This is a genomic window from Geobacter sp. (assembly GCA_009684525.1).
Classification (GTDB): Bacteria; Desulfobacterota; Desulfuromonadia; order Geobacterales; family DSM-12255; genus Geoanaerobacter.
Genome location: WKKR01000001.1, coordinates 132002 through 150324, shown reverse-complemented (window position 1 = coordinate 150324; position 18323 = coordinate 132002). Strand labels below are relative to the sequence as shown.

Sequence of the window (18323 nt, the reverse complement as noted above, 5' to 3'; positions counted from 1 at the left end):
TTAGGACGAAAAATCCCTCCTTTCCGATCCGGAAGCCAATAGTTTCTCATCCGGAGTTTCCGTCCGGACACAATTCAGTAGAACATTTGCATATTGTAAAAAGTGCAATCCCCTCTACACTTTCATTAAGGGGCGGAGTGGCGTCAATACCCCGTTTCCTGGATATTGATGAACGTGAAGCAATGTAGCATGACCACCAGGAGAAGCACATGGCTGTCATGATCGATCCGGAGAACAGCAGCCTACTACGGGCAGCGCCACGGCTGATGCAAATCCTGCGTGTGCTCACCCGGCACAAGTTTCTGGGAGCCCTGCGCGGCAAGAGTCATTGGCCATCACCGAAAGAGGTGCGGGAAACCTTCGAGGAACTGGGTCTCACCTTTCTCAAGTTCGGACAAGTGCTGGCAATGCGACGTGATCTGCTGCCGGACGCATACATCGATGAGTTGGAGTTGCTGCAGGACCAGTTGCCTGCGCTCGGCATAGGCGCGGTACGTGCGACGGTAGAAGCAGAACTGGGCGCTCCGATGTCGAAGGTGTTCGCATCGTTCGACGAAAAGCCGTTAGGTGCCGCCACCATCGCCCAGGTACATGAAGCGACATTGCAGGATGGTCGACACGTGGCGGTGAAAGTGCAGAGACCAGGCCTTGAAGCAATGATCTTGACAGATATCTCGGCACTTACCTACCTGGTAGCGCTGGGGGAAAGACTCTTTCCGTTTCTGCTTTCGTTGGACCTCCCTGTTTTGGTGCGTGAATTTGCCAACAGTCTCAACCGGGAAACCGATTTCAACCGCGAAGCGCGCTCCATTATGCTCTTTCGCACAGCATTGACCGATGTTCCCAACCTCTGGATTCCGGCTGTCGTTACGGAGTGTTCGAGCGGAAGGGTGCTCACAATGGAGTTTTCAGCCGGTGAACGGATTGATCTCTATGCCCGGCTGCACCCGGAAGCGATGCCGCAGTCAATCAACACCCTGGTCAGGCTGATGCTGCAGACGATCTTCGAAGAGGGGCTGTTCCATGCCGATCCGCATCCCGGCAATGTTTTCGTTCTGCCCGACGGCCGACTCTCCCTGCTTGATTTCGGGATGACGGGAGAACTTGACGAGCCAATGCGCGAATCGCTGAAACTCCTGCTCGAAGCGGTCGTCAAAGGCGATGCACGTGCCGCAGAAGAAGCATATCTCGAAATGGCGCCTGGAAGCGAAAGAGTCAATCGCGCTGCGCTGTTGCTCGATATAAAGGCAGTGCTCTATGAAATCCACAGAGGTGACCTGGCGGATGTGTCGGTCGGCGATGCGTTCGATTCTCTGCTGCGCGCCGGAAGCCGGCATGGTGTCCACAACCCCCCCGAGTTTTTTCTCCTGACGCGTGCTTTCGTTATCCTGGAGGGGATGATACGAGAACTCGATCCGGACCATAACTACATGGGATCGTTTCGTGACGAAATTTCACGCCTGACCGCACAACATTTCTCGATGGAGCGGATCAAGGAAAAGACGTCCAAGCTGGCACGTGAAATGGAGCGGTTGATAATTGATGCACCCGGTGACACGCGCCGTGTGCTGCGTCGGATCGCCGCAGGCGATCTGGGGCGTCTGCAGGCTCCGACTGTAGAGGCTTTGGGAGGCCGTATCAGCCGCAACCTTGAACGGCTCACCGGCGCCATCATTGCGGCGGCACTCATGATCGCCGGCGGGCTGATGATTTCAGCCCCCCGAGACCATGGATGGCATCATGATGCCGGACAAGCGATGATTGTCGCCGGAGTCGGCTGGGCGATCGTCATTGCCATCAGAACAAGGCGTCGCGACCGTGGCCGGCGCTGACGCTCAGGTGGAAGATAGCCCCACTACCCCGCATATGATCTTCTTCCGGAGCAAGCGGGGAGGAAACTGATGCATCTAGGGTTAAGACCATGAAAGCTGATAAGGGTCAAACAGCTGAAGCTGCCACATTGCGTGATCGTGCGGAAGAGCAGCTACGTCTTAAAGAGGACTCATCATCCTGTCAGCGGGCAGAAGACGATGCGCGCCGGCTCCTTCATGAACTTCAGATCCATCAGATCGAATTGGAGATGCAGAATGCAGAGCTCAGCCAAGCAAAGGAAGAGTCGGAGACGGTGCTGGAGAAGTACACCGACCTCTACGATTTCGCCCCGATCGGCTACCTTACCCTCGATCTCAACGGAATCATCAACGCCGTAAACCTCACCGGCGCCACCCTCCTGGGGATCGAGCGTTTCCGGCTGATCGGCCGGCGCCTCGAACAGTACGTTGCCCATGAATCCCGTCCGCATTTCGATGAGTTCCTCGGAAAGGTCTTTACCAATCGGGTCAAAAAGGACTGCGAGATTGCTTTCCTGAAGGAGGGGAAGTATCCGTTCTTCGTGCAGATCGAGGCCGTGGCCTTTAGTTCCGGACAGGAGTGCCGCGCTGTATTCATCGACATCACCGAACGCAAGCGGGCGGAAGAATCATTGCGGGAAAGCAATGCTCTATTTGAGGTTATTTTCGATCAGGCATTACAGTCAATGGGGCTGATGAAGACCGATGGAACCCTGATCAAGATAAACCGGACTACCACTGATTTCATTGAAGCCAGGGAAGCTGAAGTGCTCGGTAAACCGTTCTGGGAAACTCCCTGGTGGACCCACTCGACGGAAGACCGGGAAAAGCTGCGTGAAGCCGTCAGGTCTGCAGCTCAAGGTGAATTTGTCCGTTTCGAAGCCACTCATCTTACCCCAGCCGGCAAGCTGGTATGGGTTGACTTCTCACTCAAGCCGGTGAAGAACGAAAAGGGTGAAGTAATTTTCCTCGTGCCCGAATGGCGCGATATCACCGCACAAAAACAGGCAACAGAACAGATTGAAATACTGAACTCCGACCTCGAGAATCGCGCCAACGAATTGGAAGCCGCCAACATTGAGCTGGAGGCGTTTAATTATACGGTCTCCCATGACCTGCGTCGGCCCTTGACGACTATTAACGCCTACTGTCAGGTACTCAAGGAAATGTGCAGCAACAGGCTTGACGAGCAATGCAAAGGTTACCTTCAGGAGGCATATACCGGAACCTTGAGCATGAATGAACTCATTAACGCCCTCCTCAGTTTCTCCCGGCTGTCCCACGCCGAACCATGCCGTGAGATTGTTGACCTCAGTGCGCTGGCCCATGAGGAAGCTGAGAAACTGCAATATACCGATCCTGAACGCAATGTCACTTTCCGGATCGCCCAAGGGATTCAGATAGTCGGGGACCGTAGTCTGCTACGGGTGGTCATGGAAAATCTTCTCAATAATGCCTGGAAATTCACTGGCAAGCTCACCGAAACGGTCATCGAGCTAGGTGCAACGGAAGTTGCCGGACAGCCGGCCTATTTCGTCCGCGATAACGGGAGCGGCTTTGACATGGCTTGTGCAGACAAGCTCTTCACCCCTTTCCACAGACTCCCGGGTTCAGAAGAATACAGCGGTCATGGCATCGGTCTGGCCACGGTGGCACGGATTATCAAGCGACACGGTGGCAGGGTATGGGCTCTAGGGGAACCGGAGAAGGGAGCGACCTTCTTTTTTTCCCTGTCAGCAGACGAAATGAACAAGGAGGGGAATTAATGAAGGTCCTGATAGCTGATGATGAACCGGCATTTTGTAATCTTCTGGAAGAAACCCTGACCAGATGGGGATATGAAGTGATCGTCACGGGACGGGAACGAGGCGTGGCAGGCCCTGCAAGGAGAAGACGCCCCGAAACTGGCCATTCTTGACTGGCTGATGCCGGGCTTGGATGGCGTGGAGATATGCCGAAGGGTCAGGAAAGAGGTCAAAGAACCACTTACAATGTCCAACAGCGGCTTGACCTTTGCGAGCTGATCATCGTTCCCGGCAAGATGGGCAGCGGCACTGCTCCAGCGGTACTCTCCGTGGGCCTTACCCCCCTCGGGAATTACCCCCGGAATTACCCCGCTTCAGCTCATCTCGTCCGATGCAACAGAATAATCTTGTTGCTGCAACACACAATAATCTAGCATTGACAATGCTGAATAATCTAGCTACCGTGATTCAGGCGCACATCACCGCCGGGATAACCACGGCCCATAGTATTTGTCTCATAGTATTCTCCGGGTATAACGTCGTAGCGGCGCAGCGGCGGAGCGTTAGCGAAGTCCGTCTGCCGCCAGCTGGTTGGAATCCAGACTTTTCAGATTCCGCTGTCTCCTTGTTACGTTCTGGTCTCATCTCCAGCAGAGCTGCCCTTGATCTTGAAGGTTTTCAAAAGCATCGATTCCCTTCCGTTTTGTACGCTCTTATCATCCCTTTTGCGTCCGTTTCCCAGTGTATAAAACAACCTGGGCGTACGGGCTCAACATACACTAAATTCCCGTTATCAAGAGAGTACGTCTTTTCTTGCCATCCAATCCTCTCCGCATACGTTGAGGATTTTCGGCTCCAGATAACTTCTTTAAGTTCAGCCAATGGACGGCCAATCCATGTTTTCGCTGAATCATCAACAGAGACAATCTGCGACACGCATCCACTGAGGAGGAGTACGATGGTAGTAATCAGTAATTTTTTCATCATTTTTCTTTCCAATCGGGTAGGAGGCGGTGCACATAATCGGGGGACACAATACCCATTATGCTGATTTAGAGGGCCTTCCCGCTGGCTTTATCTTCAACTCACGTCCCGTCAGGTTCTCAATCGCGGCAATAAATTGTTCATCACCTGCCGGACGGCCGGTACGAATGGATTGCTGAAGCCGGTCCGGTTCCGTGCTCGCTTTGCAGCTTAAAAACTCTCTCCAATCCGTAACCAGTCCCAACAGTGTCCGGTCCTTCACCAGTGGGTCATGGTCCGACAATCCGCAGTGGTAGCGAGTGCTTGACCAAGGATATTCCCAGGGTGTTTCGACCATGCCGGCAACAACCGGGTTTAATGCCACATAGCGGGCAGCCGCTAGCAGGTGCCGCTGATCGAGCACGCACGAACTGAATCTTCCCTGGAAAAGGTAGCCACGAACCCCCTGAGAGAAGTTTTTCATGCGAGTGTAGCGACGATGGGCTTCTCCGAAGCCGCGGGCAAGTGATGTCTCACTGTTGGGCACTGCAATGAAATGGACATGGTTCGTCATGAGGCACCAGGACAGGATTTCGACATTGAACCGCGCGGCCTCCTCAGACAAAAAGGCAAGATAGGCGCGACGATCCTCATCGGAGTGAAAGACATCCATGGAGCGGACCCCACGTTGGGTGACATGATGTGGATAGCCGGGGACGACAATTCGAGAAATGCGAGCCATGGTCGAACAATATGAGAATGCGCTCAGAGAGTCAAGGTTAAATAGGTATTATGTCCCCCGAATTCCCAGGGAAATCCACCAAGACTGCTTCGCTCCATCTACCAAGATCCTCAGTGCCACCATCAAACATGAATTCGTGAGCAAGACGGTTCCGTAGAATATTTAGAGTTATGAGATGCCCAAGAGCTTTTTTCAGATCTGGTGTGGCATGTGGCTGCAGACAGCCTAAAATCTGGAGTTTCCTGTGGAACGACAAATTTTTAAGCTTTGACGTGTTTTTCTTGTCAAGAGTGTGGATAGCACTATCAATGGCCACTTCAAGAATGAGATGCCCCTTCAATAAAATCAGCTCGTTATTCTTGATGCGATCAAGATGTACTCCGACAGCCCACTCAGTTACCTTACTAAAGTCAGACAATGACATAATTTGCCCTAAAGACGACCTTCGATTGTGCACGAGTGTAGTTCTACTGCTTTGAGCAGCACTGCTTAGCCGCGTATGCGACTACGCCGATGACATATGTGCCTTTGTAAGAGTTTCCACAGTTTTAAGTGTCTTGGAGAGTTTCATTTCCGGATTTTCAAGGAAACAAATGGGGCAATGTTTTTTATCACCTGTCGCTATCCCGAACCTGCATGGGTTTGAAAAACATTCTATTGTTAGAATACGATCATCTTTTTCTTCTTCGTCACCAGCTAGCCGAAGCCGCTTCCAGTAGTCTTTGATCTCTGGCTTAGTGAGTATGCTTGGGTCAGTACTTATCCGAGAACAGTCATGCGTACAGACATCTCTAATCTCACCTGTCAAAGTATTTATAACTGGTTCTAAGATAAATTTTCTCAGCTCTGAGGGGAGTTTTTTGCCATGAAAGTCATCAAATATATTGTTGATCAAGGTTAAAACTGTTTTAGCTCCAGCTCGATGTACAGCCACTAACAACAGGTAGGAAAATGCCTTTATGACTGGTTCTTGTCTTGCTCCAGCCTCGGATATTCTAAAGAACAAGTAAAAACTGTTTGTAAGCGAATAAAGAACACATAATAACAGGACTTCATTTGTCGTGTATGCGGCCCATGACCTTTTGGTAATATCGCCGTTTGCCATTTCAGAGGCGATTAGTGCAAATAGTGCCCCCTGCTCAAATACAAGTTCACTCTTAACTCTCCATAGTTCTGCAAGATGAGGTCTATCGGTAAACGTAGCGTAGTTCCACAATTTTGTCCTTGCGACTTCAAGCTTTCCCTGTGCGGAGAGTGCCTTTGTAAAAAGTCTAATAACGGCTAAGGGATGTTTGCTTACCATTCGCTCAAGGCAAGAACGTTCCCACAACTTTATGACTGGGCTCTTATGAGTCTTCTGCCACTCCTTGACCCAATCCCGCGTTGGATTCGAAAATTGTGCATTGGTAGCTATTACAAGCACATCAATATCATTACTTCCAGCCACATTGAGGATGGATTCTTTTATTGAACTCGGATCGACTGTTGAACTCCTACCTTTTGCTTCTACCCACCATTTTTGTTTTGTCAGCTCACCCTCGGGTGATGAAGTATAGAAGGTACATTCTATGTCTCTTCCTTGATCAGCTGTTCCGGGGCCTTTGCCGCCCTTTCGCCACTCAAGATCCTTTGCGCCCATCGATTCGAATAGCCAGTACAATAACTCTTCGAGTTCGGAACCTTTTATGTCGTCCCAAGGTATTTCTGAAGGCAAGATAAGTTCTTTACTCATGTTTTCCCTTTTTGCCCAACGCCGAGAGCACAGCGGCGAGGTTTTCCGCCCGCTGTTGCAATTAGTTGTGCTCCGGCTTTATGGCATTTGCTGGATTGCCTTCCCCTTTTGGAGCAGTCTTTTCAATAGGCACCCATCGGCCCTCCTCATAAACAAATGAATACCACTCAATATTTTCTGCTGGTTTATCTCCGAAGATTACAAGCTGCCTCCTGTGTGTCGAAATATCTGAAAATAGATCTGCGCCCTTCACTATTTTGGTATATTTGCCCAGGAATTCCTTTCGCTGCGCACTGTCACCATATGTGACAAGGACTTTAAGAGGGGCATTAAAAAGCTGAAGTTTGTTCATTTCACTGACTGACCCTCTGATCGCATTCTCGTGCTCAAACGCTACTACGATATTTTTGACGTATGTTTCATCTTTATCGAAGTGCTCGCTGTCCTTTTCGCGATAGAAGACTGCATCAAGGGTGTAGTAGTCGGAGTTGTAAAGGTTTACTCTGAGAAGGGTAGCGACGTCATCAAGTACTCTACGAATGGTCCTGGTATATTGAGTCAAACCACTCGTCCAGTGTTGTTTCAAGTCTTTGTCATGGATGACAGCCGCCTCCTTGAATGCTGCACAGAACTTTTCGGGCTGCACAAAATGCTCATTTTCCATTTTGATTCCTTTTGATGTACAACGGGGCGGGGCGTGACCTGCGGAGCGAAGCGTAGACAGGTCTGCGCCCAGGTTAGCCATTCAATGCGTCCCAGTCGATATCAACTTCTTCAAGATCGGATGCCCCAATCTCCGTCCACATCTGAATTGTTGTCCGATGATGTTCGTTCTTTTCTAACAGTGAGTTGGATTTGGGGAAATAGGTACAGTAGGCCTTGGTCATGTACGCAATGCAAATCATGGCTAGCCCCATCGTCGCTCCAACCAATCCTTGCTGGTGTGCAGCAGTTTCGCATTGTCTCATTTGGAGGACGCTTAAGCTACCAGCGTGTGCATATGAACACAGGTAGGTGTAAAAGGCTGATGAATGGACCTCGCTTAGCCCGGAAGAAAGAGCAATCTTTTTCCACCCTTTGAAACGCCATTCCCGACCTTCGATAAGAATTTGCCTCTGCTTGGGCGTCAGGTTCGCGTACGAGTTACTACCTTCAATCTCGCCCCTTAAGGCGCTGATGGCAGTTATTTCTGTCTCTAAAATTCTCTTTCCTTCTGGAGACCTTGCTGGAAACTTTTGTCGCTCCAGTAGGTCTTTGTAAAGCCAAGAGTGGTATCTAAAGGTTTCTTCTTCTGCAGTTTCAGGGTCAACAAATATGTAGTAAAAGACGAGAAATGACTCCAGCATTGCCCGTCCAAGGACATTAATGGACCCTGGATCAAAGAATGCCGCTCCTAAGTCAGGAACATTTGTACCTCGAAGAAGATATAGAAGGGAGCAGGCATGACTAAAACATTTGATGGCGAGACCTTCAGCGTCAAGAACTCGATCATCGTCCCCAGCTGCTGTACCTTTATTAACCTCTATGACTTCGAGCAAGGCTTGCAGTAGCTCTAAGTAATCTTCTTCTTTTTGCATATTTTCTCTTTGGCAGTTCCGGGGACAGTATACAAAACTATCCAACCTTGCAACAAAGTCCCGATGAAATAATCGGAAATAATCGGGACATCCCCTACAAATACCCACTCTCTCAACACTCAAACAAAAGGCCGCACCAGCCAGCTCATTGCTGACCGATGCGGCCTTGAATCAACGGAATATGTGACCAGCATCCACACACTCACCTCACCAGATAACTGCTGACTCAATAAGAACTACTACACCACCTCCCAACGATTGGCAACTGCAAATTCTCCAGGAAACAGTCCTTTACATTTAATATTTTGTCAGACCTCTTGAAAGCATCTGTGATTTTGTTCGGTTATACCAGACATCCTCCGCAAAATGAGTCAAATCACCTCATGCCTTTTCCGGCAGTGACATTTTTCACGAAGAGACCCGTGCAGAAGCGACAGCACTGCGAGGTCGCTACTGCCTGAAATCATGCAGCCATGCGTAGCTCGTTTAGAAGCTCAGGATGCTTGTCCAACAAGCGAAGTAGCTGCATTGTGGCGATGCTCGGCTCGGTTTCCCCTCGCTCGTATCGTGAAAACGCATTGATGCCGCCACCAAACATTGCAGCAGCCTCCTTCTGTGTGAGACCAAGTTTCCTGCGTATCCTACGGACTTCTTCACGGCATCTCTTACGGGCAAGCATCACCAGGCTGTCGCTTGCTTCTGCATACCGCTGGCTGCTCTCATCATCAAAAACACCATCGCTACATTCAGGACAGAACCATCCGGCCAAACCTGTGAGGGTTATTGACTCCCCGGAATAACTGATGGTCTCGGTTCTATTCTCGTCACGTACCATGCCCTTGAAACCGCAACTCATACACTGGACAGATTCAGCCATGACTATTTCTCCTTAAACTGGATGACTACTGCTCCTGCTTGCAGGGTCAGCTTTATGTAGGCGATTTTCCCATTCGGAGTTGTTGCGTGATATACATCTTGCCAAAGCGTGTGGTCATTATGTGTGGTCATCGACTTGTAAAGGTCTGCTACTCGTAAATTCAGAACAACCTCGATGAGTTGGGCATGCGTAAGCCCCATTTTAAAACCATTTTCACGGGCTATCCGCGTGAAAACATGGATACCCCGGCTGCGCACGACTTCTTTGATTTCATCGAGGCTGTAATGCCAGGTTCGTTTTTCCATGGCATCATAATAACCAATTTGGTTAATTTGTCAAAAATTTTGTTGTAGTTAATGATAGGCTGGGACTTCCAACTGCTCGCGCTGACAGCGGTGTGAAACTACAGGGAACGTGCGTGTAACATGACAGTTCATGCCCAAAACAAAAAGAGGATTCAAGTGACCTTGAACCCTCTTTTGAACTTTTTGGAGCGGGAAACGGGATTCGAACCCGCGACTTCAACCTTGGCAAGGTTGCACTCTACCACTGAGTTATTCCCGCTCAACGAGTTTCGTTTTGTACCAAATCGCTCCGGCAGAGTCAACAATTTTTTTTCGCGTTGCTTTCGTAATCAGGCTGCCAGGGAGATTTCGGCCTGGCTGACCACCACGCCGTCGCGCAGATAGATGGTCCGGTGGGCATAGGCGCAGTTGTCCGGGTTGTGGGTGACCATGACAATGGTCTGCCCTTCCTCGTTCAGCTCCCTAAAGATCGCCATGACCTCGTCGCTGGTCTTGCTGTCCAGGTTGCCGGTCGGTTCGTCGGCCAGGAGGATGTGCGGCTTGTTGACGATGGCCCTGGCAATGGCGACCCGCTCCTGCTCGCCGCCGGAAAGCTGGTTGGGAAGCCGGTCCATCTTGCGCCCCAGCCCCACCCTGGTGAGGGCCTCCTCGGCCGCCCTGATCTTCTCCCCCCGCTTTTCCCTGGTGATCGCCAGGGGGAGCATGACGTTCTCCCGCGCGGTGAGATAGGGAATCAGGTGGAACGACTGGAAAACGAAACCGAGGTGGGTGGCCCGGAAATCGGCGAGGGAGTCGTCGGAGAGCGCGTAGAGCTGTTTTCCCGCAATCGTCACCTCGCCGGTCGAGGGGTGGCTCATCCCCCCCAGCACGGAGAGGAGCGTGCTCTTGCCCGAGCCGGACTGCCCCATGATGCAGACGAACTCGCCGGCAGTGATGGTGAAACTCACCCCCCGCAGCGCCTCGACGGTTTCGGTGTCACTCACATACTCTTTGCGCAGGTCGCGCAGATTGATCAATGCCATCTGTTTACCTCGTATTGATTGTCAGAGTTTCCTAGAGCGCCCGCAGCGCTTCGGTCGGATCCATCCTGCTCGCATGCAGCGCCGGGTAGAGACTGGCGACGAGCCCGAGCAAGAGCGCCAGACAGATTGCGCCCACCGCCACCAGCGGGTCCCAGACCAGCACGGCATCCCGGTTCTCGGCCATGAAGGGCAACGCCAGCCTGGCGCCCCCCATACCGGTCAGATAGCCGAACAGGCCGGCAATGATGCTCACCACGGTTGCCTCAAGGAGGATGATCCGCATGATGTGGCTCTTCCTGAAGCCGATGGCGCGGAAGACGCCGATCTCCACGGTCCGCTCGGTCACGCTCCCCATCATGGTGACAAAGACGATGAGGGAGCCGATGAAGACCACCACCGCGGCCATGGCATAGGAAAAGCGCTTGAACTGGTCAAGGGCGTGCAGACGGGTGGCAACGACCTGCTGGATGGCGGATACCTTGGCATCCGGGAGCTTCTCGGCAATCTGCACCACCATGTCGCCGATGGGGCAGCCGGAACAGAGCGCAGCCACCTCGACCAGCGAGATCCGCCCCTCCTTGCCCAGGAGTTTCTGGGCCTTTGCCAGGCCGGCAAAGACCAGGCCGTCGTCCTGGGAGCCGGTCTGATCCAGCACGCCAGCCACCTTGAACTGCTCACCCTTGATGGTCAGGGTGTCGCCGTTCATGACGTTGAGCGCCTTGGCAGCGTCGCTTCCCACCAGCAGTTCGTGCTCTGTCTTCGGGACGTCGCCGAAGATGCTCCACCACTGCTTCATCTTCAGCTCCATGGCGAAATCGACCCCGACCAGGAGCACATCCCGGCCTGCGATCTTCACCCCACCCAGGACCTTGGGCGACACGGCGGAGATATTGGCGTGGTTCCTGATGGAGCGGATCTTTGCCAGGTCGCGTTCCCTGATCTCCCGCTGGTCAAAGGAGATCCCGCCCAGGCTGATGCCGCCATAGTTCATGGCCAGGTCGTTGCTCTGGGGGGTGATCAGGATGTTGGCACCGAACTCCTCCATCTTGTGTTCGATGTCCGTGGCCATGGAGCGGGTCAGGGTGATCAGGGTGACGATGGTGGTGATGCCGACCATCAGGCCGATGGTGAGAAAGGCCATCTTGGCCTTGCGTCGCCGCAGGTTGTTGAAGGATATGCTATGCAGTTTCATCGAGACTCTCCGCTATCTGGCAAAAACGTGTGGCACGGCGCACGGCTCAGAAGTACCGCGCACCGGCGCGCAGATCGGCAACGGAGATGACGATATTTGCGCCGGCCGGCCTGCTGGGGAGATAGGAGGGATTGCACCCTCCGACCGCGTGGGGGCCGATCTTGCTGGTAGCGAATTTCATCTTGCAGTTCTTGCAGACCATGGCATCGCCGTTCTGTTCATACCCCTTCTTTTCCTTATAACAGACATCACAGGCGTCGAAGGCGGTCTTCAGGCTGCCGTCCGCTGCCTTGACCAGGAAAAAGGCAACCTCTTTGCCGCCCTCATTTATGGCATAGAAATGTGCCTTGCCGTCGTTCACCTTGGCCACGGGGATGCTCACCATGCCATTGACCGGCGTGACCTTCTGATACTTGCCAAACCCCGGCAGATTCAGGGCATACGCTCCACCCTGCAGCAGACAGACCATCACGAGAACCACTCCTAAAACCCTGACTATGCCATTGTTACGTACCATTGATGCTCTCCTTGTTCTATGGTGAAAATACCGGTGATCAACCATCTCTGTTTACTGCTGAGCAGCTTTTCCGCCGCACCCGCTGGAGCTGTTGCAGTTGCCGCAGCCGCCGCCAGAGGAACTCCCCCCCATCAGCGCCGCATACTGCTTCGCATCCAGCACCCGCTGCACCGTGGCGCTGAAGCCGGCCTTGCTCACGTCCTCCGCCAGCATGCGGGCCTCCAGCACCCGGCCGTCATAGCCGACCAGCACCAGGCCGCTGGGGAGATCCACCCTGACCGACGAGACGCCGGGCTTGTTTCGCAGGGCCTGTTCCACCTTGCCGGAGCAGCTGGAGCAGGTCATGCCCGAGGCTTTGAGGACGGCATAGGTGTTTGCCGAAGCATCGAACCGGACAAAGAGCCCGAACAGCACCAGGACAACGGCAACCGTCACGGCTGCCAGGATATTTCCCCTGTTCATCTTCATTTCGTTCCCCTTTTCATGAACATACTGCAGCATCTGCAGCTCTCATTAACAAGGAGCATGCCAATAAGTAACCGGCGCGTAACATGCCGTCATTGCGTGTAATTATTGGAATACTCCCCGCAGGGTCAGCCGGAGTGTGGAATAGTACCCAGTGTTGTTGTGGGATTTTCTACACCTGCGAGCCCTGTCGCCTCCCCAGGCTGCGGCGCAGGAGTTTTTCCAGTTCCCCGGTCACCTGGACCAGGCCGGCGGCGACGACGACCATGGAGAGTTCGGGGAGGCTCAGGGGGTGGGTGGCGAAAAGCCGGTTGAGGGGAGGAAGATAGACCACTGCCAGCTGCAGCAGCGTGGTGATGGCAATGGCACCGACCAGGGGGCGATTGGAGAAGAGGCCAATCTCCAGGAGGGAGCGGTCGCGTGAACGGACCTGCAGGACAAAGACCATCCGGCTGGCCACCAGAAAGGTAAAGACCATGGTCTGCCACTGGAGACCGGCCGTCTTGCCCCACCACTGGAGCAGCAGGGCCGCCCCACCCAGGAGGAGGCCGTAACCGGCGAGATACCATCCCCTGCCGCTGCCGAAGATCCCTTCCCCCGGCGGCATGGGGGGCTGTTGCATCACCTCGGGCCCTGCCGGCTCGGCGGTCAGGGCGAGGCCGGGCAGGCTGTCGCAGAGGAGGTTCAGCCAGAGGATCTGGATCGGCAGCAGGGGGAGCGGCAGACCGAGGAAGGGGGCGAGGAAGACCAGCCAGAGGGTGCCGGCATTGGCGGTGAGGGAGTAGACGATGAAGCGGAGGATGTTCCGGTAGATCCGCCTCCCCTCGCGAACCGCATTGACGATGGTGGCGAAATTGTCGTCCAAAAGCACCATGGAGGCCGCGCCCTTGGCAACGTCGGTGCCGGTGATCCCCATGGCGATGCCGATGTCGGCCCGCTGCAGGGCCGGGGCATCGTTGACCCCGTCGCCGGTCATGGCCACGTACTCCCCCTGCTCCTGCAGAGCCTTGACGATCCGCAGCTTCTGGGCCGGCGCCACCCGCGCATAGACCCGGACCGTGCCGACCATCTCGCGGAAGCGGGCATCGTCGGTCTCTGCCAGCTCGGCGCCGGTCATGACCCCGTCGTCCGCCGGCCCCAGTATCCCCACATCGCGGGCAATGGCCCGAGCCGTGACGCCGTGGTCGCCGGTTATCATGATGGGGGTGATGCCGGCAGTCCGGCAGAGGGCAACCGCCTCGGCAGCCTCCGGCCGGGGGGGGTCCTCGATCCCGACCAGGCCGAGGAGCTGCAGCCCCTGCTCCACCGGGTCGGGCTCCAGGGGGTGCGGCAGGGAATCCCAGCGACGCATGGCAAGGCAGATGGTCCTGAGCCCCTCCGCTGCCATCCGCTCCCCTTCGTTGCGATAGATCGGCCCCGCCGATTCCGCCGCTTCCTTGGCCAGCCCCGCGGTGAGCGACTCCAGAGCCCCCTTGGTGAACGAGACGAAACCGTTACCAAAGCGGTGGATGGTGGTCATGGCCTTGCGCTCGGCATCGAAGGGGAGTTCTGCCACGCGCGGATAGAGCCGTTCGAGCTCTTCCCGGTCGAAACCGGCCTCTTGTGCCAGGACGGCCAGGGCAGTCTCGGTGGGGTCCCCTTTCCACTCACCCTCGGCACTCCGGCGGGCGTCGTTGCTGAGAGCCGCGGCAATGAACAGGAATTCCGCGGCACCGACTCCTTCCTCCCCCTTGGGAAGGGACGCTGCAAACCCCTGCAGCTGGTCCCGCATCACCCGCTTTCCGTCGTGGAAGAACTCGGTCACGGCCATCCGGTTGAGGGTCAGGGTGCCGGTCTTGTCGGTGCAGATGCAGGAGACCGACCCGAGGGTCTCCACGGCATGCAGCCGGCGGATCAGGGCATTCTGGCGGACCATCTTGTTGGCACCCAGGGCCAGGGAGATGGTGACCACTGCCGGCAGCGCCTCGGGGATGGCGGCAACGGCCAGGGAGATGGCGGTGAGAAGCATGAGGGGAAGCGGCTCCCCACGCATGAGCCCCGCAACGAGCACCACCGCGCAGATGGCGATGATGACGGCTGCCAGCCGCTTGCCGAAGTGGGTCAGGCGGCGCTGCAGAGGGGTTCTTACCTCTTCCTCCCCCTCCAGCAGGGCGGCGATCCCCCCCAGCTCGGTGGCCATGCCGGTTGCCACGGCAATGCCGCTCCCCCGGCCATAGACCACCACGGTGCCGCGATAGGCCATGTTGAGCCGGTCCCCCAGGGGGAGCGCGGCATCGTCGCGAGGGGCCGTGTCCTTGTCCACCGGGACCGACTCGCCGGTGAGGGCTGCCTCCTCGACCCGCAGGTGCACTGCCTCGCAGAGGCGCAGGTCGGCCGGGACCACGGCGCCGGTCTCCAGGATAACAAGGTCGCCCGGCACGATCTCACGGGCAGGCAGCTCCTCGACCTGCCCCCCCCGCACCACCCTGGCCGTCTGGCCGGCCATCTTGCGCAGGGCCGCCAGTGCCTGTTCGGCACGGTACTCCTGGGCAAACCCGATGCAGGCGTTGATGATGACGATGGCGATGATCGGCAGCGCATCCCCCAGATCGCCGATAAAGGCGGCAAGGATGGCCGAACCGAGCAGGATCAGGATCAAGAGGTCCGTGAACTGGCCAAGGAGCATGATCCAGGGGGAACGACCCCGCTTTTCGCGCAGTTCATTGGGGCCGGTTTCGGCCAGCCGGCGGCCGGCCTCCTCTTGCTCAAGCCCTGCCGGGCCGGTCTGCAGCTCGGCGCAAACCTCTTCGGATGTCCGTTGATGCCAGGTCATAGTTCGTCGATTGCCTTTCTGGAGCGGGTAACGATGGCCTCCGGGGACTCCAGGCCGAAGCGGAGCGGCTCGCCGAAGGTCACCGTCACCCGGCCGCGCCGGGGCCAGAGGGCGCCGCGGGGATAGACCCGTTCCAGGCCCCGTATCTTCACCGGGACCACCGGGATGTCCAGCTCGGTGACCATGATCCCCAGCCCCTGCTGGAACGGCAGGAGCCGGCCGCTGGCGGAACGCTCCCCTTCGGGGAAAACCAGCAGGTTTACACCGCGATCCACCAGTTGCCCCATGTACTGGAGCGAGCTGCGAAACCCCTGCGACTGGGGGAGCGGAAAGAGGTTTAAGGCCAGGGTGCCGTACTCGTAGGTGAACCGCTTCCAGGCCCACTGCGCCAGGTTGCGGAAATTCTTGAAAAAGAACTCGGCCCAGACAGCAGTGGCGGTACGGTAGCGCCAGGAAGGGGAAAGGGCCTTCATGATCACCGGCTGGTCCAGGTAGCTGACATGATTGGCAATGAAGAGCACCGGCATCCTCAATTCCTGGAGCCGCTCACCCCCGCGCACGTCAAGGGAAACAAAGAGGCTGAGCAGGGGGAAATGGATAACGGCGTCGCAGGTCCTCCGGATCATTCGCAACGGTCTGCTGTTGACCCAGGGACGGAAGCGCTGCGGCCTGCGAGGCCGTTCGTGCCCGGTCAGCAGCCCGCGCAGGTCCGCCACCCTGGTCTGCGGGCCGATCAGGGTATCGTCCAGATCGAGCCGGAACTCCTGCTCCAGGATGTTGACCAACTCCAGCCGGCCGATGGAGGTAAGCCCGAGATCGGCCACCAGGTAGGCATCCTCGCGTACCTGATGGGGCTGGGAACCGGTCACCCGGGCGATGACGTTTATCAACCGGTCTCCACCCCCGGCGGCATCCTCGTGCCCCTCCCCCTCCTGCAGACGCTTCCTGACAAGAAACTTCTGGATCTTCAGGGTGGTGGTCTTGGGAAACTCCGCATCGGGCCAGACCGTAAAGCCGGTGATCCTCTGGAGTTCGTCCAACCGGGCATTCGCCGCCAGGACGATCTCCGTCGGTGCCCGGCCGCTCCCGTCCAGGAGCAGGACCGCATGGACCTCCTCGCCGCTGCCGCGATCGAGACCGACGACGCAGGACTCCCTGACCCCCGGCACGCGATTCAGGATCTCCTCGATCTCGTCGGGATAGACATTGACCCCGGACCCGGTGACAATCAGCTCCTTCAGCCTCCCCCGGATATGGAGGAAGCCGTCCCGGTCCAGCTCCCCCAGGTCGCCGGTCCTAAACCAGCCATCATCGGTGAAGCTCTGCCGGGTTGCCTCCTCGTTCCGGTAATAGCCGGGGAAGATATTGGCCCCTTTGGCCAGGATCTCCCCCTGCCGGATCGCTACCTGCACGCCGGGGAGCGGCAGGCCGACGGAACCGGGGACCTGCCGGTCAAAGGTGTTGGCGGAAAGGACCGGCGAGCATTCGCTCAGGCCATACCCTTCCACCACCCGGAACCCCATCCGGTCCCAGAACCGGAAGAGATCGACGGAGAGCGGGGCGCCTCCGGAAACGAACAGGGTGAAATTGCGCCCGAACCTGCGCCTGATAGGGCTGAAGAGGAGCCGGCGCACCAACGGGGGGAGTCGTTCGGCCAACGCTGTCAGGGATTGGAATGCCGCAGTCAATCCCTTGGCCGCGAGCTCGCGCTCGACGGCGTTCCTGAGGAGCTGGAGCAGCCGGGGCACGGCGATGACGGCATGGATGTTTTCCTGAGACAGCGCCGCCAGGAGCGCCGACGGCTTGAGGGTGCGGAGGTAGACGATACAAGCCCCCCTGGAGAGCGGTACCAGGAACCCGCCGGTCTGCTCGAACATGTGCGACAGGGGAAGGCAGGAGAGGAACCGGTATTCGCCGGTCACCACCGGGATATGCCGGTTTACCTGGACCAGATTGGCCATCAGGTTGCCATGGGTCAGGACCACCCCCTTGGGAGTGCCGGTGGTGCCGGAGGTATAGATCAGCTGGGCCACGGTGGCCGGTTCGGGCTCGGCCATCGACTGCGCCGGGGGGAGCCCGGAGAGAAGATGGGGCAGATCCTCCAGGAAGAGCGACGGGCAGTCGACGAGCGGTTCGTCCTTGGCCCGGCTCTGGATCGCAAGCCCGGCTGTGGTCAAGCGGGCAATGGTCGCTGCACGCTCGCGGCCGGCCATGAAATCCACCGGCACCACCACAACGCCCCGCGCCACGCACCCCCAGAAAGCCACTCCCCACCAGGGGCTGTTGGGCCCCCAGAGCAGGACCCGGTCTCCCGGTTCGATCCCTTGATTCGCCAGCAGGGCCGCCATCCTGAGCGCCTGGTCATGGAGACGGGCATAGGAGAGCACGCGGCGGCGCACCCCGGTCCGGTAGACCAGGGCCGTCCGGTTGCCGCGAGGGGCAAAACTGAGGAACAAATCGATGAGGGTCTCCATGCCTCCCTTTCCCATACGGGCCAGGTGCTGCCGCAGGCCGGACGACTATT

The 18323-nt window shown here is 56.5% G+C and carries 15 protein-coding genes, 1 tRNA gene and 1 pseudogene; 3 read left to right on the top strand and 14 right to left on the bottom strand.

Features of this window, described 5'->3' with window-relative positions:
- The first annotated feature begins 209 nt into the window (after window positions 1-209).
- From GJT30_00735 to GJT30_00725, 3 genes and pseudogenes are all read left to right on the top strand, one after another.
- Entirely contained in the window at window positions 210-1832 is a 1623-nt protein-coding gene (locus tag GJT30_00735) for a hypothetical protein (GenBank protein ID MSM38136.1), read from the top strand.
- Between the two features lie 89 nt (window positions 1833-1921).
- Window positions 1922-3616 (top strand): PAS domain S-box protein, encoded by a 1695-nt coding sequence (locus GJT30_00730; protein ID MSM38135.1) that lies wholly within the window; start codon window positions 1922-1924, stop codon window positions 3614-3616.
- Window positions 3616-3874 (top strand): annotated as a pseudogene (locus tag GJT30_00725) (response regulator). Before GJT30_00730 ends, GJT30_00725 begins: the two are co-directional and overlap by 1 nt.
- Window positions 3875-4637: 763 nt before the next feature.
- On the opposite strand, the gene GJT30_00720 reads toward GJT30_00725, so the two are convergent.
- The 14 genes from GJT30_00720 to GJT30_00655 all read right to left on the bottom strand — a co-directional run bounded on the left by GJT30_00720 (window position 4638) and on the right by GJT30_00655 (window position 18273).
- Entirely contained in the window at window positions 4638-5300 is a 663-nt protein-coding gene (locus GJT30_00720) for a transposase (protein MSM38134.1), read from the bottom strand.
- Window positions 5301-5337: 37 nt separating this feature from the next.
- Entirely contained in the window at window positions 5338-5724 is a 387-nt protein-coding gene (locus tag GJT30_00715; protein MSM38133.1) for a hypothetical protein, read from the bottom strand.
- Window positions 5725-5805: 81 nt separating this feature from the next.
- The gene (locus GJT30_00710; GenBank protein ID MSM38132.1) at window positions 5806-7032 is read right to left on the bottom strand and encodes a hypothetical protein; all 1227 of its coding nucleotides are present in this window, start codon (window positions 7030-7032) and stop codon (window positions 5806-5808) included.
- Between the two features lie 61 nt (window positions 7033-7093).
- Entirely contained in the window at window positions 7094-7696 is a 603-nt protein-coding gene (locus tag GJT30_00705; GenBank protein MSM38131.1) for a hypothetical protein, read from the bottom strand.
- Window positions 7697-7769: 73 nt separating this feature from the next.
- Window positions 7770-8609 carry a hypothetical protein gene (locus GJT30_00700; GenBank protein ID MSM38130.1) on the bottom strand — a complete coding sequence of 280 codons (840 nt, stop codon included), beginning with the start codon at window positions 8607-8609 and terminating at the stop codon, window positions 7770-7772.
- A 463-nt stretch (window positions 8610-9072) separates the two neighbouring features.
- The gene (locus tag GJT30_00695) at window positions 9073-9465 is read right to left on the bottom strand and encodes a YgiT-type zinc finger protein (protein ID MSM38129.1); all 393 of its coding nucleotides are present in this window, start codon (window positions 9463-9465) and stop codon (window positions 9073-9075) included.
- Window positions 9466-9488: 23 nt separating this feature from the next.
- Window positions 9489-9791, bottom strand: a complete 303-nt coding sequence (locus GJT30_00690) for a type II toxin-antitoxin system MqsR family toxin (GenBank protein ID MSM38128.1) — start codon at window positions 9789-9791, stop codon at window positions 9489-9491.
- 184 nt (window positions 9792-9975) lie between these two features.
- Window positions 9976-10050, bottom strand: a tRNA-Gly gene (locus tag GJT30_00685).
- A 70-nt stretch (window positions 10051-10120) separates the two neighbouring features.
- Entirely contained in the window at window positions 10121-10813 is a 693-nt protein-coding gene (locus GJT30_00680) for an ATP-binding cassette domain-containing protein (protein ID MSM38127.1), read from the bottom strand.
- 31 nt (window positions 10814-10844) lie between these two features.
- Complete coding sequence (locus GJT30_00675) at window positions 10845-12005, bottom strand: FtsX-like permease family protein (protein ID MSM38126.1); 1161 nt, start codon at window positions 12003-12005, stop codon at window positions 10845-10847.
- Window positions 12006-12051: 46 nt separating this feature from the next.
- A complete protein-coding gene (locus tag GJT30_00670; protein ID MSM38125.1) occupies window positions 12052-12522 on the bottom strand; it encodes a DUF2318 domain-containing protein in 471 nt (156 codons plus the stop codon).
- Between the two features lie 51 nt (window positions 12523-12573).
- The gene (locus GJT30_00665; GenBank protein MSM38124.1) at window positions 12574-13023 is read right to left on the bottom strand and encodes a hypothetical protein; all 450 of its coding nucleotides are present in this window, start codon (window positions 13021-13023) and stop codon (window positions 12574-12576) included.
- A gap of 136 nt (window positions 13024-13159) precedes the next feature.
- Window positions 13160-15799, bottom strand: coding sequence for an HAD-IC family P-type ATPase (locus GJT30_00660; GenBank protein MSM38123.1), 2640 nt, complete (start codon window positions 15797-15799; stop codon window positions 13160-13162).
- Window positions 15796-18273 carry an AMP-binding protein gene (locus tag GJT30_00655; GenBank protein MSM38122.1) on the bottom strand — a complete coding sequence of 826 codons (2478 nt, stop codon included), beginning with the start codon at window positions 18271-18273 and terminating at the stop codon, window positions 15796-15798. The genes GJT30_00660 and GJT30_00655 overlap by 4 nt, the downstream gene beginning before the upstream one ends.
- Between the last annotated feature and the right edge of the window lie 50 nt (window positions 18274-18323).

Bases quoted from the DNA above. Each gene is read 5' to 3' on its own strand.
- GJT30_00680 (MSM38127.1), bottom strand. From the start codon at position 10,813: ATGGCATTGATCAATCTGCGCGACCTGCGCAAAGAGTATGTGAGTGAC.
- GJT30_00690 (MSM38128.1), bottom strand. From the start codon at position 9,791: ATGGAAAAACGAACCTGGCATTACAGCCTCGATGAAATCAAAGAAGTC.
- GJT30_00695 (MSM38129.1), bottom strand. From the start codon at position 9,465: ATGAGTTGCGGTTTCAAGGGCATGGTACGTGACGAGAATAGAACCGAG.
- GJT30_00730 (MSM38135.1), top strand. From the start codon at position 1,922: ATGAAAGCTGATAAGGGTCAAACAGCTGAAGCTGCCACATTGCGTGAT.
- GJT30_00670 (MSM38125.1), bottom strand. From the start codon at position 12,522: ATGGTACGTAACAATGGCATAGTCAGGGTTTTAGGAGTGGTTCTCGTG.
- GJT30_00720 (MSM38134.1), bottom strand. From the start codon at position 5,300: ATGGCTCGCATTTCTCGAATTGTCGTCCCCGGCTATCCACATCATGTC.
- GJT30_00710 (MSM38132.1), bottom strand. From the start codon at position 7,032: ATGAGTAAAGAACTTATCTTGCCTTCAGAAATACCTTGGGACGACATA.
- GJT30_00675 (MSM38126.1), bottom strand. From the start codon at position 12,005: ATGAAACTGCATAGCATATCCTTCAACAACCTGCGGCGACGCAAGGCC.
- GJT30_00700 (MSM38130.1), bottom strand. From the start codon at position 8,609: ATGCAAAAAGAAGAAGATTACTTAGAGCTACTGCAAGCCTTGCTCGAA.
- GJT30_00665 (MSM38124.1), bottom strand. From the start codon at position 13,023: ATGCTGCAGTATGTTCATGAAAAGGGGAACGAAATGAAGATGAACAGG.
- GJT30_00715 (MSM38133.1), bottom strand. From the start codon at position 5,724: ATGTCATTGTCTGACTTTAGTAAGGTAACTGAGTGGGCTGTCGGAGTA.
- GJT30_00705 (MSM38131.1), bottom strand. From the start codon at position 7,696: ATGGAAAATGAGCATTTTGTGCAGCCCGAAAAGTTCTGTGCAGCATTC.
- GJT30_00655 (MSM38122.1), bottom strand. From the start codon at position 18,273: ATGGAGACCCTCATCGATTTGTTCCTCAGTTTTGCCCCTCGCGGCAAC.
- GJT30_00660 (MSM38123.1), bottom strand. From the start codon at position 15,799: ATGACCTGGCATCAACGGACATCCGAAGAGGTTTGCGCCGAGCTGCAG.
- GJT30_00735 (MSM38136.1), top strand. From the start codon at position 210: ATGGCTGTCATGATCGATCCGGAGAACAGCAGCCTACTACGGGCAGCG.